This is a genomic window from Dyella flava, assembly GCF_016904955.1.
GTDB classification, from domain to species: Bacteria; Pseudomonadota; Gammaproteobacteria; order Xanthomonadales; family Rhodanobacteraceae; genus Dyella_B; species Dyella_B flava.
Genome location: NZ_JADIKE010000037.1, coordinates 354,019 through 370,240, shown reverse-complemented (window position 1 = coordinate 370,240; position 16,222 = coordinate 354,019). Strand labels below are relative to the sequence as shown.

Below are 16,222 nucleotides of genomic sequence, written 5' to 3'. Positions count from 1 at the left end.
GATGGCAGTGAGCGGTCAGCGGTACGTATTGGCGATGCCGGGGACCGGCGAGAGGTAGTCGTTGTGGTCGAACGAGAAGTCACGCGGATTCTTGTTGTCCGGGTGGTCTTCCAGATTCGGCTGGCAATGCACGATGCCCTTGATCGCGTAAGCCAGCGAGCCGGCGCTGCCTTTGGCGGCGATGGCCTGCAGCGCCTTGCTCATGTCGTCCGTGGGCAGCACGGTGACCGGGAGAACGTCGCCGGCAAAGGAGGGCACGTCCAGATTGAACTTGGCGTGCAGGCGCACCGGAATGCCTTGCGCCACCTGCAGCTGGCCTTCGATCGACTGGTAATTCATGCCGGTATAGCTGTTGTTCTGGAGGCGCAAGGTGACTTCCCAGGTGCCGTCAGGCTGCACGCGCATCTGCTGGATGGTGACGGTGGGCGGGAACACGCTCTGTTTTTGCGGCCCGCAGGCGGCCAGCACACCAACCAACAGAAGCAAAGCCAATCCGTGGAGCAGTCGTTTCATGAAATCACCTCAAACGATTGTTTGAATATAACAGGGAAAGGAGCGGGTGGAACGGGGGAGCGCAACACGCGAAACGTTTGAAACTCCAGGAAGTTGTACAGCAAGAACAGGGTCGAGGACGAAGGCCAAAGGCGAGTAGCCAGGCCCCAAGCCCGAGGCCTTGCGTGCAACCGGCAGCAATGTCGCCATGCCCCCGCAAACCATCGAACTTGCGCTCTCACTCCTCACTCCTCCCTCCTGATCTCTACCCCGCGGTTTGCAATGCCATACAGAGCAGGCATCATTAGCGGTTGCGTCCCCTCATTCCCGGTTACCCATGGCCCGTCGTATCGCTGCCCGCCGCTCTCCCATTCACGGCAATGGCGTATTTGCTGTCGCCCCGCTCAAGAAGGGTGAAGAAATCATCCAGTACAAGGGCACGTTGATGACCCACGACGAAGCCGACGTGATGTACGGCGACGGTGGCGAGACGGGTCATACCTTTCTGTTTACGCTCAACGACGACTACATCATCGACGCGAACCGCAAGGGCAATATCGCGCGCTGGATCAATCACAGCTGCACGCCCAACTGCGAAGCCCTGGTGGAGGAAAGCGAAACCGGCAATCCGCGCAAGGACAAGGTCATCATCCAGGCCAAGCGCAACATCAAGCCGGGCGAAGAGCTGACCTACGATTACGGCATCGTGCTTGAGGTGCCGCATACCGCACGCCTGAAGAAGCTGTGGAAGTGCCTGTGCGGTTCGCCCAAGTGCACCGGCACGCTGCTCAAGCCCAAGCGCTGAATCCGATCCTGACCCTAGGGGCTGGTTTCTCTCCTGCCGGAAGAAACCAGCGTGGTTGCCGCATCACGCGTCATAGTCGATCCGCAGTACCTCGATCATCATGTCGCCGGCCGGCCGCTCCCAGCGCACTTCATCGCCCACGCGGGCGCCGAGCAGCGCCTTGGCCAACGGCGATACATAACTCACCAGTCCGTGTTCGGCATCGGCTTCATCCTCGCCGACGATCTGCCAGCGCCGTTCACCTTCCGCGCTATCCACGGTGACAATGGCGCCGAACGCCACGCGATCCCGCGGCTGTTTGGACAGGTCCATCTCGATGGCGCTGGCAACCCGCGTGTTGAGCCAGCGCAACTCGCGCTCCAGTGAAGCTAGTTCCCGTTCCTGATCGAGCGTGTTGTTCTCGCTGCCTTTCAGCGCGTCACGTCGCGCACGCGTGGCAGCCAGTCGTTCGCGCAACATGGCGATACCGCGCGGCGTGATGTGGTTGGGATGTTCGCTCAGCGGCAGTTCGGGCAATGCGTCTTGGGCATCACCGTCATCATCTTTGACGAAGGCGCGACTCATGCGGCCCTCCGCAGTGTGGTGTTGATCGTGTTCTGGAAACCCTGATGGCTCGCGTCAGGAGGGGCGGGTGGATCTGTTTATGACATAGGGGCGTGGCCGGGCGGCTGCAATATCGCCCGGCCAGTTTGGTTAGGGGACGGGCGTCGTCAGTCTTCGTCCAGTTTCGGTTTCCACGCCTCGCTGAGCTGCCGCTGCACGGGTGGTGGAACCGGTTCGTAGTGGCTCAGGTCAAGGCTGTAACGACCTTGACCACCGGTCATCGCTTTCAATTCGGTGGGGTAGTCAGTGAGTTCCGCCAGGGGCGCCTGCGCCTTGATCACCAGTTCGCCGCCGCGCTTGGTGTCAGTACCCATGATCCGCGCACGCTTGCCGGCAAGCCCGCCGGTGACGTCACCGACGTTGTCTTCCGGGATCGACACTTCGACGTCCATGATCGGTTCCAGCACGATCGGATGCGCCTTGCTGATGGCGTCGAGAAACGCTTTTTTGCCGGCGCTGACGAAAGCGACTTCTTTGGAATCGACCGGATGGTATTTGCCGTCATAGACGGTCACGCGCAGATCCTGCAGCGGATAACCGGCGACGGCGCCGCTTTCCATCGCCTGGCGCACGCCTTTCTCGATCGCCGGCAGGAACTGACCGGGAATCACGCCGCCCTTGACCGCGTCGATGAATTCAAAGCCGGCGCCGCGTTCCAGCGGATCCACGCGCAGGAACACCTCGCCGAATTGCCCGGCGCCGCCGGTCTGCTTCTTGTGCCGGTGATGCCCCTCGGCGGAACCGGCAATGGTTTCGCGATAAGCGATCCGCGGCGGATGCGTGACCACTTCCACGCCATAGCGATCTTTCATGCGCTCCAGCACGATCTTCAGGTGCAGGTCGGACAGCCCGCGTATCACGGTTTCATTGAGCTCCTTGTGATGCTCCATGCGGAAGCAGGGATCTTCTTCGGCCAACCGCGTCAGCGCGACCGAGAGTTTTTGTTCCTGCCCCTTGTGCTTGGGTTGCAGCGCCAGCCCGAACATCGGTTGCGGGAATGACAATGGCTCCAGATGAATGCTGTCTTCGTCATGCGAGTCGTGCAGCACGGCGTCGAAGTGGATGTCGTCGATTTTTGCCACCGCGGCGATGTCGCCGGGGATGGCCTGGTCGATTTCCACATGACTCTTGCCGTTCAGCCGGAACAGATGGCCAACCTTGAATGCCTTGCGGTTGTCATCGATGAAAAGCTGGCTGTCGCGACGGATGGTGCCTTGCCAGACGCGGAACACGCTCAGCTTGCCGACGAACGGGTCATTGATCACCTTGAACACATCCGCGACGACGTGCTGCGCCGGATTTGGATCCACCGCAATCTGGGTGTTGTCGCTACTGCGAAAGAGTGGTGGATTCGCTTCGGCAGGATTCGGCAGCAGGCGGTCGAAGATCTCCAGCAATTCACGAACACCCGCGCCGGTGCGTGCGCTGGCAAAGCAGATCGGCACCAGATGCCCTTCGCGCAGACATTGCTCGAAGGCGTCGTGCAGTTGTTGCGGGGTGAGTGCGTCTTCGCCCTTGTCGAGATAATCGCCCATGGTGGCTTCGTTAATCTCCACCACCTGATCGAGGATCTGCTGGTGTGCTTCGGTCAGCGAGGAGAAGTCGGTCTTGCCATCACGATGGAAGAAGCAGTCGAGCACGCGGCTGGCACCATCGGCAGGCAGGTTGACGGGCAGGCATTCGCAGCCGAATTCGTCGCGCAAGGCGTTGACCAGTCCGGCCAGATCCACACCTTCGGTGTCGATCTTGTTGATCACCAGCAAACGGGCAAGGCCGCGTTCGCGCGCACGATCCATCATGCGGCGCGTCCCATGCTCGATGCCGTTGGCGGCATTGACTACGATGGCGACAGTCTCGACCGCCGTGAATGCGGACAGGGTTCCGCCACGAAAATCCGAGTAGCCGGCGGTGTCGATCAGGTTGATGTGACAGTCGCCGTGATCGATCCCGGCGATGCAGCTATCGATGGAATGACCGCGCGCTTTCTCTTGTGCGTCAGTGTCGGACTGCGTGGTCCCGCGCTCCACCGATCCCACGTTCTGAATCATGCCCCCGGCGTGCAGCAAGGCTTCGAACAAGGTGGTCTTGCCTGCGCCAGCGTGACCGGCGAGTGCGACGTTGCGGATGTTTTCCGTGTTGTAGGACACGATGCGACCCTCCTCAAGACAGAGGCGCGGGATCGTGCTGGCGACGCCGCATGAGGCCGCGCGTTTTGGCGGGCCGTCATGGTCGTCCTTCGCGTGCGGGACGCAGGGGCGGTCATGGCGGGAGGCGGCCCGGGGCCGCTGGTCTAGCGTTCTCCCATTGCCGGCAATGGTCAAGTTGCAGTGCGAAGACAGTTCCGCGACAACCGTTAACATGACGTGAGCGCGGCACGGAACCGGAGGCCACGCGAAAGGTCTGTGTGGCACCGTGGGAAGCTCCCTGGAGACCCCATCCCCCTGACGGCCACAGGCAGTGGCCGCGCCCCTACCGAGGACGGCTTTATCGAACGCCCTGATCAGGTCGAACACCACCGCTGGTTTTCGCCGTCTCCCGGCAACGACCGCGGGTTGCACCCGTTCGACGGACCCACCCGCGCCATGTTGCATCAGATGCGCTGGCGCAAAGCACCGCGCGATCATCGCCGCTTGTGGGTGGCGCTGACGATTGCGCTGTTGCTGCACGCCTTTTTCGTGGCGGTGCTGTGGTACGAGATGGAGCCCGGTCTGCGACCCTATTCGCCGCCGCAAGTGGTACAGGTGCAGTTGGACAGCGCGATCCAGGTGCGCTTCATCACACGCAGCGCTTCGGCAGCGCATGCGGCCGCACCACCGCCGATTGCGCCACCGCCGCCACCGCCGAGGCCATCGCGTGAGCCGCTGGCGAAGAACGCGATGACCTTGCACATGCCCGGGCCGGCACCCGTGCCCGCAACGACGCCACCACCACAACCCGCGCCCGCGACATCGGTGGCACCGCAATTGTTCGATCGCACCGGACGCATCATCCTGCCGGCAAACGCCAGCAGCGCGCCGGCAGCACCTGCGGCGGATTACGTGCAACGCGGTCCGCAGGGCGACACGCAAATCATGCATGACCACGACCCGGTCAAGTACAAGCCGACCGGGCTCGATCGTTATTGGCGCAAGAGCACTAACGCCGTCGATGACGCGTTGCAGAAGCTGGTCGATAAAACCACGGTGACCAAAACGATCCAGCTGCCCAAGGGCATCCGCATTCATTGCGGCATTTCGATCGCCGCGCTCAGTGGCGGCTGCGGCGGCGATCCGCCGCCACCGCCGCCGTCAAACGATGGCGATGAGCGGTTGAACATGGCGCCGACAGCACTGATAAAGAACGCTGCCACACCCGCCAAGCCGGACGTCGCAACATGCATCGCCATCTACAAGTCCGGCAAGCCGTTGCCCTATGGCTGTCCAGTGGATACACCGGCGCGTGCGGCAAGCGTGCAAAAACCGCCGTCTCCGCAAGGGCCATAAACGCCCGCAGCGGGGTGCCCTGACTTGGTGTCGGGGATACAACGGTAAGCGGCACGAGAGGCTGCTCATCCCTGTCCCCTGAGCTCGCGTGGTGTCGGCTTGCGATCCAGCCCACGCTCAAGAAATGCCATCGCGCCCGTTACACTGGCGCGCATGCCGCCATCGCCCCCGGAACAGCCCGCTACTCCCCATCCCCCGGTGTTGATCAAGTCGCCTCGCGACGCGACCACCTGGGCGATGGTGTATCGGCGCCGCATCCGCGAAAAGCCGCGCGACCGACTGCTCAAAGTCGTTGGCGTGCTGGGCGCCTTGCTGGTGCATGTGATGTTCCTGCTCGGGGCAATCCTCGGTTCGCCTTACGACTTGCCGCCGCCACCGCCCGAGCCCAAGGGGACGGCGTTGGAAGTGCGTCTGATCAATAACAAGCCACAGCCACCACCACCGCCGCCGGTTCGCGGCATTCCACCCAAGGAGCATGGCCCGACCCATCGCGGCAACACCACGCAAGTGGTGCATGCAACGCATGAAGTGTCGACGGCCGCGCCGGTGGCAGAAGTACAGCAACCACCGATGCCGGTACCGAAGCAGCAACTGGTGGTGACTCCGCCCAAGCAGGCGGCCTCTGAACAACCCAAGCCCGCGGCGGCACCCTTGCCGCCGATCACCTTGCCCAAACCCTCACCGGCGCCCATCGTGCAGGCCAAACCGCTAGGTCTGCCGCCGCCCGCGCCGTCGCTGCAAGCATTGCAAGTACCGCAACCGGTACCGCCGCAGTTCCAGCCCGAACCGGTGCGCAAGCCGCAGCCGGAAGGTACGCAACCGATGCCGCCGCTGCCGTCGTTGGCGCTGCCGGTGCAGCCCGCGCAATCGGCCTTGACCGCCACGCCGCCGCAGATGGCGGTGGAAAAACCATCGCTGCAATCAATTCCGATGCCGCAGGTCGCCGCCGTCGCGCCGGCACCCACACCCGCCGCGCCACCGGCTTCCGCATTGCAGCCCGTTCCGATGCCGGCACAGCCTGCACCCAGCGTCAATCTGCAATTGTCGGCAACACCGTTGCAGACCCCGAGCGTGCCGCGCACCGCGCAACAAGTAGTGTCGCCAGCATTGCAGCCGCAGCAGGAAGCGCAGCTCGCGCCGGTGCCGGTAACTCCGGTGGTGGTGCCGGTACAGAATCTCACGCCGTCCGCACCATCACTGACGGTGGAGGCGCCCAAACTTGCCGTGCCTGCGGTGTCGTTGCAGCCGCAATTGAGTCCAGCACCCGCACCGACACCATCAACACCGCAAACCCAGCCAGCCCCATCACCGTCCAGCGAACAGACGGCCGCGCAAACATCATCACCCACCAATCAGCCGGAGTCGCCGAGTGCGCCGGCCAACCCTGGCAATGCCAGCGTCAGCACCGCGCCCAACGCCACGCCCGAAGGCAGCGAGAACGCCAACCCCGGGCAGCCGAACGGCATCAATCAGCCTGCTGAAAACAACAGCAACCAAGGCACGCAGGCTTCGCCAGCCGCCGGAGCCGGCAGCACGGTCAGCGAGCAGGGCCAGGGCACTTTCGGTACGCCGAACGGCACGTATATTCAGCTCAAGCCGCGCGGTGATACGGAGATCATGTCGCACAACGTGAATCTGCCGACGTATCGGCCCACCCGATTCGACCAGTACTGGACGCCCAAAGGCGAAAGCTCGATCGACACCGCGTTGCGCCATGCTGTGGAAAAGACCACGGTCAGTCACACCTTCAATCTGCCGCAAGGCGTGCGCATCAAATGCACCGTGATGCCCTTGCTGCCATCGTCGCTGTTTGGCTGCACCAATCCCGATCCGCCGGCGACACCATTGCCGCAGAAAATCTACGATCGCCTCAATCTGCCGACGACCAATCCATCCGTACCGAAGAGCGCACCTGCGGTTGCCGCGACGCAAGCGGCCCATGCAGCGCCGGTGGTGCTGGACAACAGCGCCGAATGTGCGGCGGCGCGCGTCAGCGGCGGTCCGATACCGCCGAATTGTCCGTCGTCAACGTCGGCGCCGACGACGCAACCTTTGCACTTGCCGGCGTCTGCTTCGACGTCGTGGGTGCCGGCCAGCGATCAGTTTCATTAGCAGGGGTTTTGACGGAGGCTGTGATTTCCGCAAGCCGCTTTGCGCCCTCTCCCCTGCGGGGAGAGGGCTGGGGTGAGGGGGCAATCTTGCGAAGATGTAGATGCGCAGCGTGGGCACATCAAAAGCACATGACGTTGTAACCATGAGGTTCGAGGCAAGCGCAGCCCCTCACCCCGACCCTCTCCCCGGAGGGGAGAGGGAGCAAAGCTTGGCGAGCACGACACATCGCCGCAAACCGCTTTTCCCCCTCTCCCCTCCGGGGAGAGGGCTGGGGTGAGGGGACAATCTTGCGAAGATGTTTGTGCGCAGCGGGAGCGCATTAAAAACACATGACGTTGTAGCCACGAGGTCGAGGCAAGCGCAGCCCCTCACCCCGACCCTCTCCCCGGAGGGGAGAGGGAGCAAAGATTTAAGAGCAAAGATCAAAGCATGCGCAGCAGTTCTTTCATCAACGGCAAGCGCCGCACACGCACCGCACTGACACGAAACACCGCATTCGCCAGCGCCGGCGCCGCGCTCGGCATGGCGAGGAAGCTCGCGCCAGCCGGATCACCATCACCCGGCACGGTGATCACTTCCACCGTGTTCGGCAGCTGCGCCATGCTGGCAAGCGGATAATCCTTCCAGCTGCTCTGCTGCACTTTGCCATCCTTGATGGTGATGGCGAGGTTGAGCGTGTTGGATAGCGCGTCGAGTGTCGCGCCAGCGATCTGGCCTTCCAGGCCCTGTGGATTGATCACCCGCCCGACATCGACCGCGCAGACCACGCGTTCGAGAGTGAGTTGTTCGCCTTGCATCGAGACTTCGATGGCATGCGCGACATACGCACCATCCATGTACCAGCAGGCGATGCCCAGACCGTTGACGGAACGCAGCCAGTCTTTCCAGCCGATGCGATCGGTGACCAGTTTCAGCACATTCGTGAGGCGTGCGGTGTCGATCGCGCCACCGCCTTGCAGCGGCACCAGGCGCGGTTCGCCGATCAGGCGCAGGTGGGTGTCGAGCGGATCTTCCTTGATCGAGTGCGCGATCTCGTCGATAAAGCTGCCGACCGCGAACGCATTGGCGATGTCCGGCATGCCTTTATGTGGACCGCGCGGTATCGACGAGGTCAGGCTGAACCAGTCGCTGCGGTAATTGGGCACGAAACCGGCGGGAAGATCATTCACGCCGACTTCGGACGTCCACAGGTGATCGCTGGACACGCCGCGGCCGGTCAGTGCCGAGGCGCTGGCGACACGCTGGTTCCACGCAATGATGTGGCGCTTGGCATCGACGATGGCGTCGAATTTGTGCACGAAACCGGAACGGTAATAGTCGTGCGTGATGTCCTCATCGCGCGGCCAGAACAGGCGCAGCGGTTTTTTGACTTGCTGGGCCAGCAACACGGCCTCGGCCACGTAATCGTGATCGAGCCGACGGCCATAACCGCCGCCGATGCGCGACAGGCGGATATCGATCTGGTCGGGCGGCAAGCCGGTCAGGCGTTGCACCACCGTCCACGCCTGTTGCGGTGACTGGGTCGGCACGTACAACGTGGCGCCGGTCTTGTCGATGCGCACCAGGCAGTTCATCGGTTCGTTGGCGGCGTGTGCCAGCCAGGGCTGGTAATACATCGCTTCAACGCGGCGCGCCGCCTTGCGGCCGGCCTTGTCGATCTCGCCATCGTCGCGCACGCGCGTGGTAGGTGCGCTGTCGCTGTTGAGCAGTGCCGTCGCCTGCTGTTCCAGGTCGGCGCTGTTTTCCTTGCCACTGGCGCCCGGCTTCCAGTCGAGTTTCAGCGCGCGCCGGCCCTGCAAGGCAATCCAGGTGGTTTCGGCGACGACGGCCACGGCAGGCGCGATCACGGTCTGACCGGGAGGCAGCGCTGGATCGGGCTTGAGTTCGATAACGTCGATCACGCCCTTGATGGCCAGCGCCGGACCTTTGTCGAGCTGATCAAGCTGGCCGTCCGGCCAGGGGCTGTGCGCGAGCACGGCGACGACGGCGTCACCAAAATGCTGGTCGAGCGAGTACGGCGTCAGACCGGTGACGATGCCGCGCGCATCGACATCGCCCGTCGGCTGTCCGATCAAGCTGTAGCGATCCGCTGTCTTGAGCGCCACCGGCGCTTGCGGCGGCGTGATCTTGGCCGCCGCGGCAGCCAGTTGACCGTAGCCAAGACGACGCCCATCCGGCGCAATCACCGTGCTCTTTTCCGTGCGCAGCCGGTCGACCGATACACTGAGTTGTTGTGCTGCGGCCTGCAACAGCAGCCAGCGCGCCAGCGCACCGGCCGCGCGCAGATCGCGCCATGCACGGGGAATGGAATTGCCGGTGCCGCCGACCTGCTGGCCGTAGGTCCAGCTTGGCTTGCCGTTGTTGTTGGTGACGCCGAGTCCAAGCGGCACGACGCGCACGTGCCGCCAATCGGCATCGAGTTCGTCGGCGATGATGCGCGGCAGCGAGGTGGCCACGCCGGTGCCGGTATCCGGATCGCGCGCGCCGATCAGCACGCCGCCGTCCTGATCGATCCGCACATACAGGCCCAGGCCGTAAAGGTTGTCACCGAGCATATCCATCGGCACCGGCGCAGCATCGGCAGCGTCGGCCATGCGGATGCCCACGATCAGCGCGCCGGCGGTACCGGCCAGCACTTGCAGGAAGCGGCGGCGCGACAGCCTTGTCTGGCCGCTCATGCCTTGCCTCCTTGCTTCATCGCTGCCGCGGCGCGCTTGATGGCGCTGCGCACGCGAGTCTGGCAACCGCAGCGGCACAGGTTGGGCAGGGTATTGATGTCGCCGTCGGAAGGGTCTTTGTGACGGTTGAGCAGATCCATCGAGGCGATCAGCCAACCCGGCGTGCAGTAGCCGCAGCCGATCGCGTCTTCATCGATGAACGCCTGCTGCAGCGGATGCAGGCCGCCCTTCGCATCCACCAGCCCTTCGACGGTGACCACCTGCTTGCCGTCCAGTTTGCTCATTGGCACGCCGATGGATGAGGTCGCCTTGCCGTTGACCAGCACCAGGTCGGCGCCGCCTTCGCCATGCTCGCCGCTGTACTTGGTGCCATCCAGCCGCAGCACGTCGCGCAGATACCACAGCAGCGGCATCTCCGGATCACCGGTGTGGTGGTAGCTCTCGCCGTTGATCTGCAACACGATCCCGGAATGGACCGGGACCGGGGTGATATCCCCACTGTGCGCCGGCACGGCGTGGTCTTGCGCCATCTGAAGGTTTCTCCTGGGTACCTATTCGCGCATTGTGGCATTGCGCAAGAAATTAGGGGACTGGATCAGAGTATCCCTAAGCCGGCCTGAACAGCCGGCGCCAGACCCAGTAGACCGGGATGCCGGCCGCCATGATGGCCACGCCGATGCCGGTATTGGCCGGACTGGTGCGCAGGCTCTGCACCACCACCAGCCCGATCGTGGCGATAAAGATCAGCGGCAACAGCGGATAGCCCGGCACGCGGAACGATACGTCGGCCCGCTGCATGCGGCGATACCAGAACAGCGTGCTCACGCCCACCGCGCAGGCCAGCCAATCGCCGAAGGTGGCGTAATCGAGCAATTGACCGTAGCTGCCGGACAGCACCAGCACGATCGACCAGCCGGTAAGCAGCAACAGGGCCAGGTTGGGCGTGTGATGACGCTCATGCAGGCGGCCCACGCTGGCGAAGAACAGGCCATCGGCGCCCATCACCTGCAGCACGCGGGCGCCGGCTACCAGCGTGATGTTGCAGAAGCCGAAGGTGGAAATCGCAATGCCCACGGCAATCAGTTTGGCACCGGCCGAGCCGAACACTTTGCCCATCACGTCGGCGGCGGGCGTGTGACTGAGGGCCAGGCCATCGTGGCCCAACACCGCCAGATACGCCACGTTGACCAACGCATACGCGGTGATCACGCCGAGCATGCCCAGCACCAGGGCGCGGGGCAGGGTGCGCTGCGGCTCGCGCACTTCACCGGCCAGGTTATTGAGATAGGTGAAACCCGAATACGCAAACAACACCGGCAGCGACGCGCTCATGAAGCCGACTCCGCTGCGCGCTGGATCCACCGCCAGCACCGAAGTCTTGCCTGCGCCGGCGAGAAACAATCCGCACACCACCAGCACGGCCACGGCGAGCAGCTTCAGCAGCGTAAAAAGGTTCTGCATCTGCACGCCAAACTTCAGCCCGAACAGGTTGATGCCCGCGACCAGCACCAGGGCGCCGGCCGCCAACGGCGTCGCCATGCTCGCAGGAAGCCCGAACACCGAAGCGGTATAGCTGGCAAAGATGGTGGCGACGGCGGCGCTGGAGCCCGAATAGATCACCAGCAGCATGGTCCAGCCAAACAAGAAGCCGGCCAGCGGCCCGAATGCCTCTCGCAGATAAACATAGCTGCCGCCGGCATGCGGGCGGCGCGCGCCCAGTTCCGCATAGCAGAGCGCACCGATCAGGGTGAGCACGCCCGCGCCGACCCACATCAGCAGCAACGCCAGCCCGGATTCCGTGCGCTGCGCAGCAATGCCCGGATTGAGGAAGATACCGCCGCCGATGATGCCGCCGATAACCACCAACGCTGCGTCCCGCAGTCGAAGGCTGCGCTGATAACCGGAAACCGGTGACGTCATGGGTGTTCCCTGCAGATGAAAGCCGCAGCATCGCAACCAGAAGGGGATACGGCAAGAGCGGGGCGGCGAGAGCTTCGCGTGTGATAGGCAATCAGTGATGCCATCGAAGCTCGCATGCGGTGTGATCCGCCTCGCACCGAACGTCCAGCTCGCCGTCGCCCCGGCTTTGAGGAGCGAGGAAGGCCGGGACCCAGCGACGTTCGACATCAACGGCGCCAAGAGATCAACGTCGCGGTAAAGCGCATCAAGCTTTCACCGGGATGACGATTGACTGCTGGCTCCAGCGAGCCGTTTGCGAAATGCATTCCTCTCACTGAAAATGCCCGGTCCGCCGGTTTTCCTGCGGTCGCAAAAGTTTGCGCTCGTTGATCAGCGCAAACGAAAAGTGGTCGGATCGTTGCGTTCAGTCGTCAACAACAACCCACTCTTTTATCAGGGGCTCCAATGAAAATAGGACTTTCAAAGATCGCCATCGGCGTGGCAGTTGCTATTGCGTCCACGTCGGCGATGGCAGCGGATGGCCAGTTCTTCGTCAATGGCGAAGCGGCCGGCCAGGATACCGCCTTCAACAATCTGCGGGACCGTGATCCCACCAGCTGGGCAGGCGCGGTGCGGCTGGGCTATCTGTGGAACGCCGGGGCGTTTTCCTGGGGCGTGGAAACCGGCTACGTGGATTTGGGCAAAGTAGCCGGGACCAACTACAACCTCGTGCCCAGCGAGGGTGGTCCTTATGACCCCCTCCGTATTGGCGCCAGAACCGATGGTGAAATCCTCGGTGGCACTTTCAAGGTGCATTACGGCGACTACGGCTGGTTCTTTTCGTCGCGCGCAGGCTGGCTCCATTCGCAGACCTACGAAAATGTGCACGATACGCTCGGTCTGATATCGGGTAGGGCAAGTGCCGATGACAACGGCTTTTATGTGGGCGCAGGCCTGGGTTACGACTTCAACCGGCACCTGGGATTGAGCCTGAATTACGATTTTTACCACTCGCAGGCTCCCGGCATCTGGCAGGGCCATTTCGGCACCAGCATGTACGGCGGCACCCTCGAGTACCGCTTCTGAGTTCTACGCAACGACGACCATGCAACGCGGCCGCCATCGTGCGGCCGCGATTGTTTGCGGGGTGCTTCAATCCAGTGTGAGTTCGCCGCGAATCAGCACCACGCAACGGCCGCCGATATGGATGCTGCCGGCAAGCGGATCGCGCGAGACGTCAACCCGGCCGTCGTATCCCACTTCACGTCCCTGGCTGGCCCGATAGCTATCGCCATAACTCTTGTCTTCGCGATCGACGAGAAAGGCCATGATGGCGGCATTTGCGCTACCGGTCACAGGATCTTCCGGAATGTTGTCGGCCGGACAGAACGCGCGCACCGCCATCGCCGCATCGCCGCCGTGCTCCCGTCCGAATACGCACACACCGATGCTGCCGTGCTGCACGCACAGGGTAGCGATGGCGGATAGATCAGGCTTCAGCAGACGTACCTGCGCGGCATCGTGCAGATGGCAGATCAACCATCGCGGGCCGTTGTCCACCAGTCGTACCTGCGTGTCTTCCAGCGGATGCTGCAGTGCCTGGGCGATGGCGTTCCGGAGGCCCGCATCGATGTGATGCGCACGCGCAGGCGGCGCCTGTACGTGAATCGTGCGCGTGGCGCCAACACCATCGACACGCACGGGCAGCAAGCCCGCGGCGCATTGCTGGATCAGCGCGGTTTTTCCTGCCTGGATCAGTCCCGCTTCCATCGCCGCATACGCACTGCCCACGCTGGGATGTCCGGCAAAGGGCAGTTCCTGCCGAGGCGTGAAGATCCGCACGCGATAATCCGCACCCGGTTCGGCGGGCGGCAACAGGAAGGTGGTTTCCGACAGGTTCGTCCAGCGCGCGAAGTTGCGCATGCTGGTTTCGTCGAGCCCGTTCGCGTCGATGACCACCGCCAGCGGATTGCCTTTGGTCGGCTGGTCGGAAAACACGTCAAGCTGCATGAAGCGGCGTTTGGATGACATGGGGATATCTGCGCGGGAATCTGCACGCATGGTATCGGCCAGCGCCTTGCAAAAGAAATCGGGCCGCGTGTCATGCACGCGGCCCGAAGCGTGGATCCATGTCCGCTCAGAATCCGCTGCGCAGGAACACATCCAGGTTGGCGACATTCAGCGAACCGATGCCCGCGCCCTCGTTGTAGCGCGGCTGGCCGTAGTAGAACCAGTTGTCGCCGGCGCGGATGCTGTTGAACGCGGAGAAGCGCCCGTAGCCGAAGATGTTCTGGATCGCGTAGACCTGCGGATTCCACAAGCCGATGCGATGACCGCTACTTTGCCGTAGCAGGGCGGTGATGCCGTTGAGTTGCGGCCCGACGAAGCTGGTGCCGCCTTCACCGTAGTTGATGGCGCCGTCCAGCACGAACATGTAGCCGCTTTCAGGATCCGCGTTCAACGAAATATCCGGCACGTTGCGGCCTTGGAAATGGCTGGGAAGAATCAGCTGCGTGGTCGGGCCGGCAACCGGATCGTCGTACACCAGCGTCTGATGCGGTTGGCTGGTTTCAACGCCGTTGGTGAACGCTTGATAGAACGGCGTATGCCAGTACACGCTCACGCCGCCGCCACCGCCGACCGAGAACAGGTCGATCACGTTCGGGCCGACGTAAGTGTTGAAGTAGTTCTGGATATAGTCCCAGCCCCATACGCTTTCCTGCGTGATCGATTCGACCGGACCGCCGTTGAACGAATAGCTGTACGGCGTGGTGGTGCCGCCCGCCGCCGTGATGTAGGGATCGGAAGCCGGTGAATCTACCGTCAGCGGTGCGCTGGTGTAGTTGCCCGGGCCTGGGGCGTACCCGAAATCGCGCACGGTGTCGTACGCACCGGAGTCGCCCGCGGCGGCAAACAACGACTGCCCTTGCACCGCCGCTTCCAGGAAGATCGCATGGAACGCACGCAGATCGCCGACGTCGGTCGTATCGGTATTGCTCGCTCCGGGGATGTTCAGCGCCGCGAAATTGGCGATCTCCGGCAGGCCCCAACTGGTGGAAATGCTGTCTGCGACGTTGTCGGAAACCGCGCGGGCGAAGACATCGACATAGCCGTCATTGGTATTCGGCGCGTCGTACACGATGACATTCGCATACGGTGCAATACCACCGGACTGCTCGACGTCGATCGAGGTTTCGCCGCTGCCGCCATCAATCGCACCACCGCCGTCGACATGCACCTGCTTGATGCGATTGGGCTTGGTGGCGAGGCCGATATCCGTCCAATACAACGTTGCGTCGCTGGGATAGAAGTTCGACAGCGTTACGATGCCGACGGTCGAACCCTTGCCAACCACACCACGTTGGTACAACGGATTGATGTTGTAGAAGTTGGCCACGTCACCCACCGTGTACTCTTCCGGGATGCCCGTAGCCGTCGGGTTGCCGTTCGAGCCGGCCGCCGCCGAACTTTGCGCATTGGTCTTCGGCTTCTGGCTGTTGAGCGCAGTAAAGGCGGATGCCGATACATGGTGTGCAAGATAAACGTGTTCGTTGCTCAGGCCACTGGCTACATCCACCACGTCGGCAATCGCCGAAGGTATCTGTGCCGAACCGGCCGGCTTGTGGAACTGGCGTCCGTTTTCACGCGACACGTAGTTGTGGATCGAGGTGCTGAACAGCGCATCGAGCTGCGCTGCCGTACCGGTGGTCATGATCGCCAGATGACTCGGCAGCACCTGGCTGCTCAGGCCCTGCTTCTGCAGATACGCCTGCACGCGTGCGACATCGCTATCGCTGGCGCCGTACTGCTGGGCGAACTGGCTGGTGGTCAGGAACTGCTGATAGTGCGCACTGCCAGGTGTGACGGTTTGCTTGATGTAGTCCTCCAGTGCAGCCTGGTTGCGTAGTTTCAGCACCAGGGTGACCTGCATGGTCTGATTGGCCGGAGCAGCTCCGGCATCGGTGGCTGGGGTCGCGTTGGCTGCCATGGCGCCGGTACTCAGACCGGTCAGCAGCAGGCCAAGGGACAATGGAAGCGACTTGCGGCGCAACTTCGCAAACATGGTGTTTCTCCCGATGGGCACAACGATTGCCCGTCTGGACGCGAGACACACGCCCACACTTCAAACGGCGAACCGTCGAGCATTAGCT

General features: G+C 63.0%; 12 protein-coding genes. 4 read left to right on the top strand and 8 right to left on the bottom strand.

All coding sequences use genetic code 11. The features are described from left to right. Positions 1–15 precede the first annotated feature (15 nt). Positions 16–513 carry a hypothetical protein gene (locus ISP19_RS14925; protein ID WP_204683199.1) on the bottom strand — a complete coding sequence of 166 codons (498 nt, stop codon included), beginning with the start codon at positions 511–513 and terminating at the stop codon, positions 16–18. Between the two features lie 316 nt (positions 514–829). Between ISP19_RS14925 and ISP19_RS14920 the strand changes: the two genes are divergently transcribed. Next, positions 830–1,297 carry an SET domain-containing protein gene (locus ISP19_RS14920; protein ID WP_204683198.1) on the top strand — a complete coding sequence of 156 codons (468 nt, stop codon included), beginning with the start codon at positions 830–832 and terminating at the stop codon, positions 1,295–1,297. A 63-nt stretch (positions 1,298–1,360) separates the two neighbouring features. Here the strand turns inward: ISP19_RS14920 and ISP19_RS14915 are convergent, their stop codons facing one another. Both ISP19_RS14915 and fusA read right to left on the bottom strand, forming a co-directional pair. Continuing rightward, on the bottom strand, positions 1,361–1,861 hold the full coding sequence (locus ISP19_RS14915) for a GreA/GreB family elongation factor (protein WP_204683197.1): 501 nt from the start codon (positions 1,859–1,861) through the stop codon (positions 1,361–1,363). A gap of 146 nt (positions 1,862–2,007) precedes the next feature. Beyond that, positions 2,008–4,047 carry an elongation factor G gene (fusA, locus tag ISP19_RS14910; protein WP_204683196.1) on the bottom strand — a complete coding sequence of 680 codons (2,040 nt, stop codon included), beginning with the start codon at positions 4,045–4,047 and terminating at the stop codon, positions 2,008–2,010. Between the two features lie 435 nt (positions 4,048–4,482). Between fusA and ISP19_RS14905 the strand changes: the two genes are divergently transcribed. Further along, positions 4,483–5,382, top strand: a complete 900-nt coding sequence (locus tag ISP19_RS14905; RefSeq protein WP_204683195.1) for a hypothetical protein — start codon at positions 4,483–4,485, stop codon at positions 5,380–5,382. A gap of 153 nt (positions 5,383–5,535) precedes the next feature. Continuing rightward, positions 5,536–7,494, top strand: a complete 1,959-nt coding sequence (locus tag ISP19_RS14900; RefSeq protein ID WP_204683194.1) for a hypothetical protein — start codon at positions 5,536–5,538, stop codon at positions 7,492–7,494. 422 nt (positions 7,495–7,916) lie between these two features. Here ISP19_RS14900 and ISP19_RS14895 read toward each other — a convergent pair whose 3' ends face one another. The 3 genes from ISP19_RS14895 to ISP19_RS14885 form a co-directional block, all read right to left on the bottom strand. Continuing rightward, entirely contained in the window at positions 7,917–10,172 is a 2,256-nt protein-coding gene (locus ISP19_RS14895) for a xanthine dehydrogenase family protein molybdopterin-binding subunit (protein ID WP_204683193.1), read from the bottom strand. Continuing rightward, the gene (locus tag ISP19_RS14890; protein WP_204683192.1) at positions 10,169–10,702 is read right to left on the bottom strand and encodes a (2Fe-2S)-binding protein; all 534 of its coding nucleotides are present in this window, start codon (positions 10,700–10,702) and stop codon (positions 10,169–10,171) included. The genes ISP19_RS14895 and ISP19_RS14890 overlap by 4 nt, the downstream gene beginning before the upstream one ends. Before the next feature lie 76 nt (positions 10,703–10,778). Then, positions 10,779–12,092, bottom strand: coding sequence for an APC family permease (locus ISP19_RS14885; RefSeq protein WP_204683191.1), 1,314 nt, complete (start codon positions 12,090–12,092; stop codon positions 10,779–10,781). A 444-nt stretch (positions 12,093–12,536) separates the two neighbouring features. On the opposite strand from ISP19_RS14885, the gene ISP19_RS14880 reads away from it, so the two are divergent. After that, positions 12,537–13,157 carry an outer membrane beta-barrel protein gene (locus tag ISP19_RS14880; RefSeq protein ID WP_204683190.1) on the top strand — a complete coding sequence of 207 codons (621 nt, stop codon included), beginning with the start codon at positions 12,537–12,539 and terminating at the stop codon, positions 13,155–13,157. A gap of 66 nt (positions 13,158–13,223) precedes the next feature. Here the strand turns inward: ISP19_RS14880 and ISP19_RS14875 are convergent, their stop codons facing one another. Both ISP19_RS14875 and ISP19_RS14870 read right to left on the bottom strand, forming a co-directional pair. Then, complete coding sequence (locus tag ISP19_RS14875; RefSeq protein WP_204683189.1) at positions 13,224–14,102, bottom strand: PhzF family phenazine biosynthesis protein; 879 nt, start codon at positions 14,100–14,102, stop codon at positions 13,224–13,226. A gap of 106 nt (positions 14,103–14,208) precedes the next feature. Further along, on the bottom strand, positions 14,209–16,134 hold the full coding sequence (locus ISP19_RS14870) for a S53 family peptidase (RefSeq protein WP_204683188.1): 1,926 nt from the start codon (positions 16,132–16,134) through the stop codon (positions 14,209–14,211). Positions 16,135–16,222 lie beyond the last annotated feature (88 nt).